The sequence below is a fragment of the Rhodococcus sp. BE178 genome, from assembly GCF_050433545.1.
Taxonomy (GTDB): domain Bacteria; phylum Actinomycetota; class Actinomycetes; order Mycobacteriales; family Mycobacteriaceae; genus Prescottella.
In genome coordinates, this window is the sequence record NZ_JBNPXA010000025.1 from 25,876 (window position 1) to 40,902 (window position 15,027).

The following is a 15,027-nucleotide window of genomic DNA, read 5'->3' on the forward strand; positions in this document are numbered from 1 at the left end:
ATCACTCCCACTCGATCGTTCCCGGCGGCTTGCTGGTGACGTCGAGGACTACGCGGTTGACGTCCGCGACCTCGTTGGTGATCCGGGTGGAGATGCGCTCGAGCACCTCGTACGGCAGTCGGGTCCAGTCGGCGGTCATCGCGTCCTCGCTGGAGACCGGGCGCAGCACGATCGGGTGCCCATAGGTGCGGCCGTCGCCCTGGACGCCGACGCTGCGGACGTCCGCGAGCAGCACGACGGGGCACTGCCAGATCTGGCCGTCCAGGCCGGCGGACGTGAGCTCTTCGCGCGCAATGGAATCCGCGTGGCGCAGGATCTCGAGACGCTCCTGCGTGACCTCACCGATGATGCGGATGCCCAGGCCCGGCCCGGGGAACGGCTGGCGTCCGACTATCTCCTCGGGCAGACCCAGCTCGCGACCGACGGCGCGCACCTCGTCCTTGAACAGCAGGCGCAGCGGCTCGACGAGCTTGAACTGCAGGTCCTCGGGCAGACCGCCGACGTTGTGGTGGCTCTTGATGTTCGCGGTACCGGTGCCGCCGCCGGACTCGACGACGTCCGGGTACAGGGTGCCCTGCACCAGGAAGTCGACGGTCTCGCCGTGCGCGGCGCTCTCGCCGAGCACCTCGGACACCGCTCCCTCGAAGCTGCGGATGAACTCGCGGCCGATGATCTTGCGCTTGGTCTCCGGATCGGACACGCCGGCCAGCTCGCGCAGGAACGTCTCCGACGCGTCGACGGTGATCAGGCGGGCGCCGGTCGCGGCGACGAAGTCCTTCTCGACCTGCTGGCGCTCACCGGCGCGCATCAGACCGTGATCGACGAACACGCAGGTGAGGCGGTCGCCGATCGCACGCTGCACCAGCGCGGCCGCGACAGCGGAGTCGACGCCACCGGACAGGCCGCAGATGGCCTTGCCGTCGCCGACCTGCTCGCGGACCTGCTCGATCAGCGACTCCGCGATGTTCGCTGCCGTCCACGCACCGGGGATCCCGGCGATCTCGTGCAGGAACCGGCTGAGCACCTGCTGGCCGTGCGGGGAGTGCATGACCTCGGGGTGGTACTGGACGCCGGCGAGCTTGCGGGCGCGGTCCTCGAACGCCGCGACCGGTGCACCGGCGCTGGACGCGGTGACCTCGAAGCCTTCGGGTGCGGCGGTGACGCCGTCGCCGTGGCTCATCCACACCGGCTGCGTCGCAGGCAGGCCGTCGTGCAGGACGCCGCCGCTGACGGTCATCTCGGTGCGGCCGTACTCGCGGCCGCCGGTGTGCGCGACGGTGCCGCCGAGCGCGTTCGCCATCGCCTGGAAGCCGTAGCAGATACCGAAGACGGGGATGCCCAGGTCGAACAGGGCGGCGTCGAGCTGCGGCGCACCCTCCTCGTACACGCTGGACGGCCCACCCGACAGGACGACGGCGAGCGGCTTCTTCGCCGCGATCTCCTCGACGGTCGTGGTGTGCGGCACCACTTCCGAGTAGACCTTCGCCTCACGGACGCGGCGAGCGATCAGCTGCGCGTACTGGGCACCGAAGTCGACGACGAGAACCGGCCTGTCCTGCTGGGTTTCTGACACCAGAACAGTCTAATATGCGCAGCTCCCGCACCGTCCCCGGCCTAGGCGACCCCGCTCCCAGCCTCGGTGCCCTCCGGCTGCCCACCGGTCCGACCGCCACGGATCTCGACGATCGGCAGGGTCAGCGCGGCCGGCGCACCCGCCGGGACCACAGGATTCTTCGGCGCCACCGGGGCGATCCGGGAGTAGCCGGCGCCCTGCGCGGGACGGTTGTCCTGCTCGCCCTTGTTGGGCCACAGCGACGCCGCCCGCTCGGCCTGCGCGCTGATCGTCAGCGACGGGTTCACGCCGAGGTTCGCGGAGACCGAGGCACCGTCGACGACGCTGAGCGTCGGGTAGCCGTACACCCGGTGGTAGGGGTCGATGACTCCGTGGTCGGCATCCGACCCGATGGTGCAACCGCCGAGGAAATGCGCGGTGAGCGGGATGTTGAACACCTCGCCCCACGTGCCGCCCGCGACACCGTCGATCTTCTCGGCGATCCGTCGGGTGGCTTCGTTGCCGGCCGGGATCCACGTGGGGTTGGGCTCGCCGTGGCCCTGCTTGCTGGTGACCTTGCGGCGGCCGAGGACCCCCTTCTTGGTGTACGTGGTGATCGAGTTGTCGAGGTTCTGCATCACGAGTGCGATGATGGTGCGCTCGCTCCAGTTCTTCACGGTGAGCATCCGGAGCATCTGTCGCGGGTTGGCGGCGATCACCTTGAGCAGCTTGATCCAGCGCGGCGTGCTGCCGCCACCGTCCGTCATGAGCGTCTGCAGCAGACCCATCGCGTTGGAGCCCTTGCCGTACCGGACGGGCTCGATGTGCGTGTCCGACGAGGGATGGAACGACGACGTGATCGCGACGCCGTGCGTGAGGTCCATCGCCGGATCGATCTTGTACTTGCCCGCACCGACGATGGACTCGGAGTTGGTGCGGGTGAGCTCGCCGAGGCGATTCGACAGCCGCGGCAGCGTCCCGGTGTCCTTCATCCTGTGCAGCAGTTGCTGGGTACCCCACGTGCCGGCCGCGACCACGACGTACTGCGCGGTGTAGGTCCTGCGGTTCTTGCGGACCTTCGCCCCGGTGCGGTGGGTCGCGACGTCCCACGTGCCGTCCGACCGCTCGTACAGCGACTCGACGGTGGTCATCGGGATGATCTCGGCGCCGGCCTTCTCCGCCAGGCCGAGGTAGTTCTTGATGAGGGTGTTCTTGGCGCCGTGGCGGCAGCCGGTCATGCACTCACCACACTCGATGCAGCCGGTGCGGTCGGGGCCGACGCCACCGAAGTACGGGTCCGAGACGGTCTTGCCGGGCTCCCCGAAGAACACACCGACCGGCGTCTGGATGAACGTGTCACCCACGCCCATGTCCTCGGCGACCGACTTGATGACCTCGTCGGCGGGGGTCATGTGGGGGTTCTGGACGACACCGAGCATCTTGCGGGCCTGCTCGTAGTGCGGCGTGAGTTCGGAGTCCCAGTCGGTGATGTCGCGCCACTGCGGGTCCTGGAAGAACGACGACGGCGGCTTGTAGAGGGTGTTCGCGTAGTTCAGGGAACCGCCGCCGACACCCGCGCCGGCGAGGATCAGAACGTCGCGCAGCAGGTGCACGCGCTGGATGCCGTAGCAGCCCAACGCCGGTGCCCAGAGGAAGCGCTTGAGGTCCCAGCTGGTCTTCGCGAAGTCGGCGTCGGCGTAGCGGCGCCCGGCCTCGAGCACACCGACCTTGTAGCCCTTCTCCACCAGCCGGAGCGCGGTGACGCTTCCACCGAAGCCGGAGCCGACGATCAGCACGTCGTAGTCGGTCGCGCGCTGCTTGCCCATAGGACACCTCCACCATGAACGGATTTGTTACTCGCCAGTATGCACCGCAGTCCTGTGACTCATACCACAAGGGTGCCCTAACTGTAACCACCGGTCGCACGAACGGTGGCGGTTCCCCGAAACGCCTGTGGCCGAATGTCACACCGGTTCAGTTCAACTGAACGGATGTGACATTCGGCCACAGGAACGAGGTGGATCAGGCGCGAACGCTCAGGCCGACCTTCTGGAACTCCTTGAGGTCGGAGTAGCCCGACTTCGCCATCGAGCGGCGCAGGCCGCCGACGAAGTTGAGCGAACCGTACGGGTCGTCCGACGGCCCGTTCAGGACCTGGTCGAGCGCCGGACGCTCGCCGTACGAGACCGGCAGCAGCGAGCCACGCGGCATCGACGGGTGCGCGGCCGCGGACGGCCAGAACCAGCCACCGCCCGGAGCCTCCTGCGCCACCGCGAGGGGCGCACCGATGACGGCCGCGTCGGCACCGCATGCGATGGCCTTCGCGAAGTCGCCCGACGACGTGATGTCGCCGTCGGCGATGACGTGGACGTAGCGTCCGCCGGTCTCGTCGAGGTAGTCCCGGCGAGCCGCGGCGGCGTCGGCGATCGCCGTCGCCATCGGCACGCCGATGCCGAGCACCTCACGGGTGGTGGTGGCGCCCTCGGTGGAGCCGTAGCCCACGATGACGCCGGCCGCGCCCGTACGCATCAGATGCAGCGCGGTGCGGTGGTCGCTCACGCCACCGGCGATGACCGGGACGTCCAACTCGGAGATGAACGTCTTGAGGTTCAGCGGCTCGCTCTCGCCGTGCGCGACGTGCTCGGCCGAGATGATCGTGCCGTGGATGACCAGCAGGTCGATGCCGGCCTTCACGAGCGCCGGGGTGAGCGCGCGAGCGTTCTGCGGGCTGACGCGGACAGCTGTGGTGACACCGGCGTCGCGGACCTGCGCGACCGCTGCCGCGAGCAGCTCGGGCTGCAGCGGCGCGGCGTGCAGTTCCTGCAGGCGTGCGACGGCCGCGTCGGGATCGATCTCCTTCTCGGCCATCTCGGCGAGCTCGGCGAGCTTGACCTCGACGTCGGCGTGCCGACCCCACAGGCCCTCACCGTTGATGACACCGAGACCGCCGGCCTTGCCGAGCTCGATCGCGAACGACGGCGACACCAGCGCGTCGGTCGGATGAGCCAGGACGGGGATGTCGAAGCGGTACGCATCGATCTGCCAGGCCGTCGACACCTCCTTCGAGGAACGGGTCCGGCGAGAGGGAACGATGTTGATGTCGTCCAACTCGTAGGTGCGTCGGGCAGTTCTGCCCATGCCGATTTCGACGAGGTCGCGCACGCGCGCCCCTTTCTCGATTGTTATGAGTGCTTAGCGGGCAGCGTAGTTCGGCGCTTCGACGGTCATGGTGATGTCGTGCGGATGGCTCTCCTTGAGGCCCGCCGCGGTGATCTGCACGAACTGCGCCTCCTGGAGCTGCTCGATCGTCCCGGAGCCGGTGTAGCCCATGGCCGCGCGCAGGCCGCCGGTGAGCTGGTGGATCACCTGCGACAGCGGGCCGCGGAACGGAACCCGGCCCTCGATGCCCTCGGGGACCAGCTTGTCCTCGGCGAGCACGTCGTCCTGGAAGTAGCGGTCCTTGGAGTAGGACTTGCCCTGTCCGCGGCTCTGCATCGCGCCGAGCGAGCCCATGCCGCGGTAGCTCTTGAACTGCTTGCCGCCGACCAGGATCAGCTCGCCCGGGGACTCGGCGGTGCCGGCGAGGAGCGAGCCGAGCATCGCGGTGGACGCGCCGGCGGCGAGCGCCTTGGCGACGTCACCGGAGAACTGCAGGCCGCCGTCGGCGATGACCGGGACACCGAGCGCCTTGCACGCGGCCGTGGCCTCGAGGATCGCGGTGATCTGCGGGGCGCCGACACCGGCGATGACGCGGGTGGTGCAGATGGAGCCCGGGCCGACACCGACCTTGACGGCGTCCGCGCCGGCCTCGGCGAGAGCGAGAGCGCCGGCGCGGGTGGCGACGTTGCCGCCGATGAGCTGGACGCGGTCGCCGATCTCGGCCTTGAGCTTCGCGATCATCTGCAAGATGTTGACCTGGTGGCCATGCGCGCTGTCGACGACGAGGACGTCGGCACCGGCGTCGGCCAGCGTCATCGCGCGGACCCAGGCGTCGTCACCGACACCGACCGCCGCACCGACGAGCAGGCGTCCGTCGCGATCCTTGGTGGCGTTGGGGTGCTGCTCGGTCTTGACGAAGTCCTTGACCGTGATGAGCCCGGTGAGCTTGCCGTGGCCGTCGACGATCGGGAGCTTCTCGATCTTGTGACGACGCAGCAGGCCGAGCGCGACCTCGGCGGTCACACCCTCGCGCGCGGTGATCAGCGGCGCCTTGGTCATCACCTCGGCGACCGGACGGTTCTCGTCCACCTCGAACCGCATGTCGCGGTTGGTGATGATGCCGACGAGGGTGCCGGTCTCGTCCGTGACGGGCAGTCCGGAGATACGGAACCGCGCGCACTTGGCGTCGACCTCGGCGAGGGTGTCCGACGGACTGCACGTGACCGGATCGGTCACCATGCCGGCCTCGGACCGCTTGACGGTCTCGACCCATCCGGCCTGCGCCTCGACGGCGGAATTGCGGTGCAGGACACCCATGCCGCCGGCGCGCGCCATGGCGATGGCCATGCGGGCCTCGGTGACGGTGTCCATCGCCGAACTCACCAGCGGGACGTTGAGGCGGATCTCACGGGTCAGCTGGCTCGAGGTGTCCACCTGGTTGGGGACGACGTCCGAAGCCGCCGGCAGCAGCAGCACGTCGTCGAAGGTGAGACCCAGCATCGCAACCTTGTTCGGGTCGTCTCCCCCGGTGTGCACGTGCCCTCCGGTACTACTCATGCGGCTCGGGCCCTCCATGAAGCGTCGATTGATATTGATTACGGAAGAAGAGTCTGGGCCGACGAAAAATTCCCCTGCGGGATTTGCCGTGCGCAGACCTCCGTGGACCATGGTATCGGCTCGCCCGAAAGTGCACGCGGGCCGTCCCGGCGACTCACCCACGGCTATCAGCTAGCGCAGACCGGGATGAACTGCGTACCGTGGTGTTGTGCGCGATCAACTGCCTCCCGGTCTTCCGCCGGACCCCTTCGCCGGTGACCCTGCCGACCCGTCTGCTGCGCTCGACGCGATCGAGCCGGGCCAGCCGCTGGATCCCCATGAGCGTCTCGCCGTGGAGGAGGACCTCGCGGACCTCGCCGTCTACGAGGCGCTGCTCGGCCACCGTGGAATTCGCGGACTGGTCGTGTGCTGCGAGGACTGCCAGCAGGACCACTACCACGACTGGGACATGCTGCGCGCGAACCTGCTCCAGCTGCTCGTCGACGGCACGGTCCGCCCGCACGAGCCCGCGTACGACCCGTCGCCCGACGCGTACGTCACCTGGGACTACTGCCGCGGCTACGCGGATGCCTCGATGAACGACGCCCTCCACGGCGACGGCTTCGAACTCTGAGAGTCACCCCTCGACGGCTACGGCCCGGCAAGCATTGCTTGCCGGGCCGTACTCGTTCGTGCGGGATCCATCCCTGAATCGTCAGGGCGAGGGCGTCACCGGCGGCTGTCCGCCCAGTGAGCCACTCGTGGCCCGTGTGGTCGACGTCGCAGGCGGCGTCGTCGTGGTCGTCGTGGGAGGCGGCGTCTCGGACGTCGCGGTCGCCGGGTTCGGTGAGGAGGTCGCCGACGGCGATGGCGACTGTGACGGCGCTGTCGAGGTGCCCGGAATCACGCCCTGGATGCGGGGGTCGATCGTGGGCGACGGCCACTCCGTGACCGGAACCGACGTCTCCAGCCCCGGACTGGTGGACGACGAGTCGCCGGCGGTGGCGGGTGGCGGGGTCGTCGCCGGCGGCACGATCGGAGCCTGTGGCGGCACGACCTTCCCCAACTCGGTCAGGAGTCGGTCGCGCCACACGTTCAGCTCGTCCCGGGTCCCGGCCTCGTTGACCGCGCTCGCGCGCGCACCGGCCGAGTCGAGCTTGGCCTTCGCGCCGACCGCATCACCCGACGCGATGAGACGTTCGGCCTCCTGGAGGTTGGACGTCGTGTCGATCTTCGCGACGGTGGAGGCCGCCCGCTCGGTGAAGACCACCTGCTTGACGCCCCACAGCGGGTCGCCCGGTTCGGCGTTGTACGAGAAGATGCTCATGCCGCCCATCGCGATCGCGACGACGGCGGCGGCCGCGGCGATCGGTCGGAGCAGTCGGAGTTGGCTGCGCCCGGACCGCGACCGGGTCGACAGTGAGTCCTGCGCCTCGAGTTCGCGGTTGACGCGGGCAACGATGTCGTCGAGGTCCGGTTCAGCCGGCAGGGGCTGCGCCAGGATCTCGGTCCGCCAGTTCGCGAGCAGCGCGGCGACCTGGTATTCCTCGGGACTGTCGGTTGCGACGGGACGGTCGCCGGCGATCGCGTCGATCAGCGCATCGTCACGACGCACCGCGGCGACGTCGACGGGCGTGCCGTTTCCAGCGAGATCGGCGTGGGGATCGCCCGGCTCGCCATTCTGGCCCCTAGCCATGCCTCTCACCTGCTCTCGTCACTTCCTTCTTCAACTTGGCAATGGCTCGGTGTTGAGCCACCCGCACCGCGCCAGCGGTGCTTCCGACTGCTGCTGCCGTCTCCTCCGCCGACAGACCGACGACGAGCCGAAGGACGAGGATCTCGCGGTGCTTCTCGGGAAGCGTCTGAAGCAGTGCGTTCACCTGTCGGCTCGTCTCCGAACTCAGCGCCCGCTCTTCGGGACTGTCGTCGGAGGAAACGACATCTGGTACTTCAGCAACTGGATCGGATTTGTTACGCGCAGCGTTTCGGTGAGCGTCAGCGACCTTGTGTGCGGCGATGCCGTAGACGAAAGCCATGAACGGACGACCCTGATCCTGGTAGCGCGGAAGTGCCGTCATCACCGCGAGGCACACCTCCTGCGCCACATCGTCCGCGGACAACTGCCCACGCTCCGCGGCGCCGACCCTGGCACGGCAATAGCGCACGACCAGAGGGCGAATACTCTTCAGGACCTGGGCCAGAGCATTCCGATCGCCCTGCGCTGCGGCAGCGACGGCGGAGTTCAACTCCTCACCCGTGTTAGACATCGTCAGCGCGAATCCTGGCGTTACAGTGGCACGTCCCCCCAGCCGGGTGTGCTTCCGCCTCACGGCGGAACGTCTGTAAGAGTAACGACAGAGTCCGACGCGTCAGTGCATCGTTCGAATATCGGGCGGTCATTTCGAGAACCTCCCGCCCCGGCGAGCGATCGCATCGGCGCATTCGTCACGGATCGCTCGTGCGGCCGGATCCGGGCGCACGCCGTCCACCAACATCGCTGCCGCCCATCGCAACGGGAGCAGTCCGTGTGCACCGGCGTCGACGAGCACCCGCTCCGCGGTCTCGAGTGCGAGGTCCGGCTCGGGCCTTCCGGTCGCCGACGCCGCGAACAGCAGCTCGGACTTGATCCGATGCCGCACGGACGGGCAGTCGGCCGAGCGGTCGACCGCAGCCTGAGCATGGACGGTTGCGGCGGCGAAGTCTCCGGCCGCGAGCGCGATCTCGGCCGTCACCCAGTGCAGTCTCACGTACTGACGCCACAGCGTGTCCGGTTCGCCGACCGCAGACAGGTACGCCTCGCAGCGGACGAGGAGCGTGCGCCCCAACGCCAGCCGACCGCATCCCAGCGCGTCGGCAGCAAGTCCCGTCAGAGCATCGCAGCGTGCCTCGTGCCACCACCGGTCGCCGGTACGGGTCATCCCGATCAGCGCCAGCGCGGCACCGTCGTAGCCGGAAGCGAGGGCGTGGGCGCCGAGCTGCCGCAGCAGGGATGCCTGTGTGCTGGCCGCGAGCGAGGCCACCGCCGGCTCGGTCCCGGACATCCGGCGCAGCGGTTCGAGCTCGGCCCGGGCCTGCGCGTACCGCCCCTGTCCACCCAGTGCGACGGCGCGCAACCAGCGCCCCAGCGGATCGGCAGGTACCGGCAACGGGTTCCGTCCGGGATCCGAACCGAAGGCGGCGCCCCCAAGACCGTGCGAGTCGTGTGAGTCGTGAGAGCCGTGCGGGTCGTGCGGGTCGTGCGGCATCCGGTGATCATGCCACTGCGGGCGCCGACGCCATTCCGCATACCGGTCGGCCGACGTCCGATCCCGCCCCGATAGCCCCCGATAGCCCCCGATAGCCATTGCAGACGCGACTGAAGACACACGATGAACCGTTGAAACTTCTCCAACTGGACGACCTGTTAATAATGTTCGTGCACCGTAAAGGCGATTCGCCGCGCGAACATGATTCAAATTTGAAGAATATGTGGCGTCGAGGTTAACGAGAATCGCCGAACAATACTCCAGAGTAACCAACCAGTCGGGGAGAATCAGGACGATCGTCCAGGTGAGGGCGACGTCGGCCAACGCGGAAGCGATCGACCCCCGTGTCGCTACGCAATCACAGCCGCCGCCCCATGTAAATGTCCAGGGCGTTAATTCTTGGCTCCAGGGATATGGAAATCACCACTCAGCGTAAGTGTTGACGGGATTTCATATGCCCCTTTACGGTTGCGGGGCGTAACCGATTTCATAGGTCTTGTCATCCCGGGGGGTGGCGGGCCGCTCGCAGCGTCACCGCGAGCCTGCTGACAGAGGAGTCCTGATGCCTGTTCCGAATCATCTTCCCGGCCCGAATGCCGATATCTGGGATTGGCAGATGCACGGGTTGTGTCGTGGTGTGGACTCCGCCGTGTTCTTCCACCCGGACGGCGAACGTGGCCGTGCTCGGGCCCAGCGGGAAAGCCGCGCGAAGGAGATGTGCCGACAGTGCCCGGTGCTGGCACAGTGCCGCAACCACGCGCTGTCGGTGTGCGAGCCGTACGGGATCTGGGGTGGGATGTCGGAGTCCGAGCGCGAGATGCTGACCAGGCAGTCGCGCCGCCGCATCGCTTAGGGGTGCCCGTCACCCGTAGGTGACGAGTACACGCGCAGGCCCGGGGAGACCTCGACGTCGAGGTCTCCCCGGGCGCAGTCGTGTCCGCGTCGACCCATCCGCGGCGTCCGGTACTCCGAATGCCTTTCCGACAGTGCTGAAGACCATCCCGTCAGGAAGGCAGTCCCATGAACATCAAGACGTCCCGCCTCATCGCCGTAGCCGCCACCACATCGATCGCGTTGCTCGGTGTCGCTGCGTGTTCGTCCGACGACAACTCCGGCGACGCCCCGACGACGAGCACCACGACATCAGGTTCGGCGGAGTCCGGAATGATGTCCTCGGGTGCCACCGCCGCGGCCGCGAACCCGGTCGGTCCGGGCTGTGCAGAGTACGCAGCGATGGTTCCCGACGGCCCGGGCTCGGTCAGCGGCATGGCACAGGATCCCGTCACGGTCGCCGCGTCGAACAACCCCATGCTGACGACACTCACCGCCGCGGTGTCCGGCCAACTCAATCCCGACGTCAACCTCGTCGACACGCTCAACGGCGGCCAGTTCACGGTGTTCGCTCCCACCGATGCGGCGTTCGCAAAGCTCGATCCGGCGACCGTCGAGACGCTGAAGACCGACGACGCCCTGCTGACCAAGATCCTCACGTACCACGTGGTTCCGGGACAGTTGGCCCCCAGCCAGGTCGACGGGACCCACGCGACGGTGGAGGGCTCCGACGTCACCGTCACCGGGTCCGGAGACAACCTGAAGGTGAACGAGGCCGGAGTCGTGTGCGGCGGCGTGCAGACGGCGAACGCGACCGTGTACCTCGTGGACTCGGTGCTGATGCCGCAGTAGTCATAGTCACGACGGTCCACGACCATGCCACGACGAGCCGCCCACTCCGGGAGGATCCGGCCGATGGACGCTACGGTGGTCCTCGATGCACTCGAACGAGGACACGTGAGCTCGGCCGGATCCTCCGGCGGCGATGACGCATGCCCCGTCGACAACGGGAAGCTCGTCGCCGCCCGCCACGAGGAATCGGTTCACCTGCGAAAGTTGTTGGCGGACATCGCCGAAGGTGACCGCGCTGCGTTCGCGGACTTCTACGATCGGACCGGCGCGCGGGTGTACGGCATGGTCCTGCGGGTCCTGCGTGACCCCGGGTTCTCGGAGGAGACCACTCAGGAGGTCTACCTCCAGGTGTGGAGATCGGCCGGCAACTTCGATCCCGAACGCGGATCACCACTCTCGTGGCTGATGACGCTCGCCCACCGCCGCGCGGTCGACCGGGTGCGGTCGGAACAGTCCCACTCCGATCGTGAGGTGGTCTACGAGACCGCGAACCGCGTGGACGAGTTCGATCAGGTCACGGAGGAGGTGCAGCACCGCGCCGAACGGCAGGCAGTTCTGGACTGCCTCCAGGCGTTGACCGACATTCAACGACAATCGGTCACGCTCGCCTACTACGGCGGCCGGACGTACCGCGAGGTGGCGGCCGAACTCGGGGTGGCGGTGCCGACCGTGAAGTCACGGATCAGAGACGGATTGACAAGGCTCAGAGGCTGTCTGGGGGTGATATGAGATGGACGACGATCTGATCGAATGGGCGCATGCCTGTGCGCTGCACGCCCTCGACGACTCCGAGCGACGCGACCTCGACGCACGACTGGCGGAGGCGGACGAGGCGACTCGCGCCGAGTTCGACGCCGCGGTCCGGCTGGCCCGCGAGACGATGGCCGCCGCCAGCTCCCTCGTCGCAGTCACGCCGCCGGCATCCCTGCGCCACAATCTGATCCGTCAGGTCACGGGCGACGAACTCGCGGCCCGTCGGACGCCCGGGCGCCGATGGCGGATCGCGATCGCGTCCGTTGCCGCTGCGGTGGCACTGCTCGCCGGCGGCGTGGTCATCGGTCGCCAGATCACGGAGGCCCCGCCGACACCGTCGGTCACCGCGCAGATCCTCGACGCACCCGACATGCACTCGGTGACAGCCGAGATTCCGGGTGGCGGCACGGCCACCACGATGTACTCGAAGGAAGCGAACGCGGCGATGCTGGTGATGAACGGTGTCACGCCGCCGAAGTCGGACACCGTCTACCAGATGTGGCTGGTACGTGGCGACGAGCCGGTGCCGGCCGGCACGATGGGCCCCGACCAGGTGTCCCCCACCACGACCGCGGTGCTCGAGGGCATCGACGGTGCCACCCAGCTCGGTTTCACGGTGGAGCCGCCCGGCGGGTCGACGTCCCCGACGGGCGACATGTTCGCGTCCATCCCGCTCACCTGATCCGATGCGGGTCCCCGAAAGCCGAAGACCCCCGGACGAAACCGTCCGGGGGTCTTTCGTCTCAGCTGGTGCCGAGGAGATCAGTGAGCGTGGCCGTGGCCGGCGTCCGCTGCTTCCTCGGTGGGCTTCTCGACGACGGCGCTCTCGGTGGTGAGCACCATGCGCGCGACGGATGCCGCGTTGACGACAGCCGAACGCGTCACCTTGACCGGGTCGACGACACCGTCGGCGAGCAGGTCGCCGTAGGTGAGGGTCGCGGCGTTGAAGCCGTGGCCCTTGGGCGCCTCGGACACCTTGCTGACCACGACGGAACCGTCGACGCCTGCGTTGGTGGCGATCCAGAACAGCGGAGCGCGCAGCGCGGTGCGCACGACCTCGACACCGGTGGCCTCGTCACCCGAGAGCGACGCAGCCAGGTCGGTGAGGACCTGACCGGCCTGCACGATGGCGGAGCCGCCACCGGGGACGATGCCCTCCTCGACCGCAGCCTTGGCAGCGTTGACGGCATCCTCGACGCGGAACTTGCGCTCCTTGAGGTCCGTCTCGGTGGCTGCGCCGACCTTGATGACGGCGACGCCGCCGGCCAGCTTCGCGAGGCGCTCTTCGAGCTTCTCGCGGTCCCAGTCGGAGTCGGTGTTCTCGATCTCGCGCTTGAGCTGCGCGACGCGGGTGGCGATGTCGGCCTCGGTGCCGGCACCGTCGACGATGGTGGTCTCGTCCTTGGTGACGACGACGCGGCGTGCCGTGCCGAGCAGGTCGAGACCGGCTTCCTTGAGCGTGATGCCCATGTCCGTGTTGATCACGGTGCCGGCGGTGACGACGGCGAGGTCCTCGAGGAAGGCCTTGCGACGATCACCGAAGAACGGCGCCTTGACGGCGACGGCCTTGAGCGTCTTGCGGATCGCGTTGACGACGAGCGTGGAGAGCACCTCGCCTTCGATGTCCTCGGCGATGATGAGGACCGGCTTGCCGGACTCGGCGATCTTCTCGAGCAGCGGCAGGAAGTCCGGCAGCGAGGTGATCTTGTCGCGGTACATCAGCACCAGCGCGTCCTCGAGAACGGCGCGCTGGGCGTCGATGTCGGTGACGAAGTACGGCGACAGGTAGCCCTTGTCGAACTGGACACCCTCGGTGACGGCGAGCTCGGTGTGCAGGGTCGAGGACTCCTCGACCGTGACGACACCGTCGACGCCGACTCGGGTCATGGCCTCGCCGACCAGCTCGCCGATCTCCGCGTCACGCGACGACACGGTGGCGACCTGTGCGATGGCCTCCTTGCCCTCGACCGGGGTGGCGGCCGCGAGCAGCGCCTCCGACACGGCGTCGGCGGCCTTGCTGATGCCGATGCCGAGGCCGATCGGGTTGGCTCCCGCGGCAACGTTCTTCAGGCCGGCCTTCACCAGCGCCTGCGCGAGAACGGTGGCGGTGGTGGTGCCGTCGCCCGCGACGTCGTTGGTCTTGGTGGCGACGCTCTTGACGAGCTGTGCGCCGAGGTTCTCGAACGGGTCCTCGAGCTCGATCTCGCGGGCGATGCTCACACCGTCGTTGGTGACGGTGGGGCCGCCGAATGCCTTGGCGAGCACGACGTGCCGACCGCGCGGGCCGAGGGTGACCTTGACGGCGTCGGCGAGCTGGTCGACGCCACGCTCGAGCGCGCGCCGGGCCTTCTCGTTGAACTCAATTTGCTTGGACATTGATTCAGCTACTCCTGGCTCAGGGTTTTCGTCCCGGAACGGATGTCAGGGTGTCGGCCGGAACGCACTCCGCCCCGGGTCCGATGCGGAACTCCGGGGCGGGAGGCGTAAGGCTTACTTCGCGACGACAGCCAGAACGTCGCGAGCCGACAGGATCAGGTACTCCTGGCCGGCGTACTTGATCTCGGTTCCGCCGTACTTGCTGTAGATGACGGTGTCGCCTTCCTGGACGTCCAGGGGGATGCGCTTCTCGCCATCCTCGTCCCAGCGGCCGGGACCAACTGCGACGACGGTGCCCTCCTGGGGCTTCTCCTTCGCCGTGTCGGGGATGACCAGGCCGGAGGCAGTCGTCGTCTCGGCCTCGTTGGCCTGGACGAGGATCTTGTCCTCGAGCGGCTTGATGTTCACGCTCGCCACGATGAGCCCTCCACTTTCAGGGGTTGTCGGGCCCGAGGCTGTTCCTCGGACCACCATCAATTCAGTCACCACAGTGACTCTTCACGCGCCCCGTCGTCGCGGGTGCCGGGACTCGCTCAGTGTCGACTAGCACTCTATACATGAGAGTGCCAGCGCTCAAGGGTGGCGTCCGCTCGAGCGCACTGACCCGAACACAGACGTGGGGGCGGGGGGGGGGGGGCCGCGCCCCCCCCCCCCCCCCCCACCCCCCCCCCCCCCCCCCCCCCCCCCCCCCCCCCCCGGCCCCCGCCGCTCACAACCCCAGGC

The 15,027-nt window shown here is 68.3% G+C and carries 14 protein-coding genes; 5 read left to right on the plus strand and 9 right to left on the minus strand.

The genetic code is table 11. The annotated features are described in order from the left end of the window. Position 1 precedes the first annotated feature (1 nt). The 4 genes from guaA to guaB form a co-directional block, all read right to left on the minus strand. Entirely contained in the window at positions 2–1,573 is a 1,572-nt protein-coding gene (guaA, locus tag J2X34_RS27430; RefSeq protein ID WP_429520273.1) for a glutamine-hydrolyzing GMP synthase, read from the minus strand. A gap of 41 nt (positions 1,574–1,614) precedes the next feature. Then, positions 1,615–3,378 (minus strand): FAD-dependent oxidoreductase, encoded by a 1,764-nt coding sequence (locus tag J2X34_RS27435; RefSeq protein ID WP_429520274.1) that lies wholly within the window; start codon positions 3,376–3,378, stop codon positions 1,615–1,617. Between the two features lie 196 nt (positions 3,379–3,574). Beyond that, positions 3,575–4,714, minus strand: coding sequence for a GuaB3 family IMP dehydrogenase-related protein (locus tag J2X34_RS27440; RefSeq protein WP_114718930.1), 1,140 nt, complete (start codon positions 4,712–4,714; stop codon positions 3,575–3,577). Between the two features lie 30 nt (positions 4,715–4,744). Further along, entirely contained in the window at positions 4,745–6,268 is a 1,524-nt protein-coding gene (guaB, locus tag J2X34_RS27445; protein WP_114718929.1) for an IMP dehydrogenase, read from the minus strand. Positions 6,269–6,476: 208 nt separating this feature from the next. Between guaB and J2X34_RS27450 the strand changes: the two genes are divergently transcribed. Further along, on the plus strand, positions 6,477–6,881 hold the full coding sequence (locus tag J2X34_RS27450) for a DUF5319 domain-containing protein (RefSeq protein ID WP_114718928.1): 405 nt from the start codon (positions 6,477–6,479) through the stop codon (positions 6,879–6,881). 81 nt (positions 6,882–6,962) lie between these two features. Here J2X34_RS27450 and J2X34_RS27455 read toward each other — a convergent pair whose 3' ends face one another. The 3 genes from J2X34_RS27455 to J2X34_RS27465 form a co-directional block, all read right to left on the minus strand. Next, positions 6,963–7,943 (minus strand): anti-sigma-D factor RsdA, encoded by a 981-nt coding sequence (locus tag J2X34_RS27455; protein WP_429520275.1) that lies wholly within the window; start codon positions 7,941–7,943, stop codon positions 6,963–6,965. Next, complete coding sequence (locus J2X34_RS27460) at positions 7,936–8,514, minus strand: sigma-70 family RNA polymerase sigma factor (protein WP_031938667.1); 579 nt, start codon at positions 8,512–8,514, stop codon at positions 7,936–7,938. The genes J2X34_RS27455 and J2X34_RS27460 overlap by 8 nt, the downstream gene beginning before the upstream one ends. 129 nt (positions 8,515–8,643) lie before the next feature. Further along, positions 8,644–9,492 (minus strand): hypothetical protein, encoded by an 849-nt coding sequence (locus tag J2X34_RS27465; protein WP_429520276.1) that lies wholly within the window; start codon positions 9,490–9,492, stop codon positions 8,644–8,646. A 562-nt stretch (positions 9,493–10,054) separates the two neighbouring features. On the opposite strand from J2X34_RS27465, the gene J2X34_RS27470 reads away from it, so the two are divergent. The 4 genes from J2X34_RS27470 to J2X34_RS27485 all read left to right on the plus strand — a co-directional run bounded on the left by J2X34_RS27470 (position 10,055) and on the right by J2X34_RS27485 (position 12,610). Further along, entirely contained in the window at positions 10,055–10,345 is a 291-nt protein-coding gene (locus tag J2X34_RS27470; protein ID WP_114719002.1) for a WhiB family transcriptional regulator, read from the plus strand. A gap of 167 nt (positions 10,346–10,512) precedes the next feature. After that, positions 10,513–11,175, plus strand: a complete 663-nt coding sequence (locus J2X34_RS27475; RefSeq protein ID WP_114718926.1) for a fasciclin domain-containing protein — start codon at positions 10,513–10,515, stop codon at positions 11,173–11,175. A gap of 63 nt (positions 11,176–11,238) precedes the next feature. Continuing rightward, positions 11,239–11,904, plus strand: coding sequence for a sigma-70 family RNA polymerase sigma factor (locus J2X34_RS27480; protein WP_114718925.1), 666 nt, complete (start codon positions 11,239–11,241; stop codon positions 11,902–11,904). A 1-nt stretch (position 11,905) separates the two neighbouring features. Further along, the gene (locus tag J2X34_RS27485; protein WP_429520277.1) at positions 11,906–12,610 is read left to right on the plus strand and encodes an anti-sigma factor domain-containing protein; all 705 of its coding nucleotides are present in this window, start codon (positions 11,906–11,908) and stop codon (positions 12,608–12,610) included. An 80-nt stretch (positions 12,611–12,690) separates the two neighbouring features. On the opposite strand, the gene groL is transcribed toward J2X34_RS27485, so the two are convergent. Next, the gene (groL, locus tag J2X34_RS27490; RefSeq protein ID WP_114718923.1) at positions 12,691–14,304 is read right to left on the minus strand and encodes a chaperonin GroEL; all 1,614 of its coding nucleotides are present in this window, start codon (positions 14,302–14,304) and stop codon (positions 12,691–12,693) included. A 114-nt stretch (positions 14,305–14,418) separates the two neighbouring features. Beyond that, positions 14,419–14,721 carry a co-chaperone GroES gene (gene groES / locus J2X34_RS27495; protein ID WP_005518479.1) on the minus strand — a complete coding sequence of 101 codons (303 nt, stop codon included), beginning with the start codon at positions 14,719–14,721 and terminating at the stop codon, positions 14,419–14,421. Between the last annotated feature and the right edge of the window lie 306 nt (positions 14,722–15,027).

What these genes read in the sequence shown, in the direction of transcription:
- J2X34_RS27435 (WP_429520274.1), bottom strand. Translation starts at nt 3,378, where the DNA reads ATGGGCAAGCAGCGCGCGACCGACTACGACGTGCTGATCGTCGGCTCC.
- guaB (WP_114718929.1), bottom strand. Translation starts at nt 6,268, where the DNA reads ATGAGTAGTACCGGAGGGCACGTGCACACCGGGGGAGACGACCCGAAC.
- J2X34_RS27455 (WP_429520275.1), bottom strand. Translation starts at nt 7,943, where the DNA reads ATGGCTAGGGGCCAGAATGGCGAGCCGGGCGATCCCCACGCCGATCTC.
- J2X34_RS27460 (WP_031938667.1), bottom strand. Translation starts at nt 8,514, where the DNA reads ATGTCTAACACGGGTGAGGAGTTGAACTCCGCCGTCGCTGCCGCAGCG.
- J2X34_RS27465 (WP_429520276.1), bottom strand. Translation starts at nt 9,492, where the DNA reads ATGCCGCACGACCCGCACGACCCGCACGGCTCTCACGACTCACACGAC.
- J2X34_RS27470 (WP_114719002.1), top strand. Translation starts at nt 10,055, where the DNA reads ATGCCTGTTCCGAATCATCTTCCCGGCCCGAATGCCGATATCTGGGAT.
- J2X34_RS27475 (WP_114718926.1), top strand. Translation starts at nt 10,513, where the DNA reads ATGAACATCAAGACGTCCCGCCTCATCGCCGTAGCCGCCACCACATCG.
- J2X34_RS27480 (WP_114718925.1), top strand. Translation starts at nt 11,239, where the DNA reads ATGGACGCTACGGTGGTCCTCGATGCACTCGAACGAGGACACGTGAGC.
- J2X34_RS27485 (WP_429520277.1), top strand. Translation starts at nt 11,906, where the DNA reads ATGGACGACGATCTGATCGAATGGGCGCATGCCTGTGCGCTGCACGCC.
- groL (WP_114718923.1), bottom strand. Translation starts at nt 14,304, where the DNA reads ATGTCCAAGCAAATTGAGTTCAACGAGAAGGCCCGGCGCGCGCTCGAG.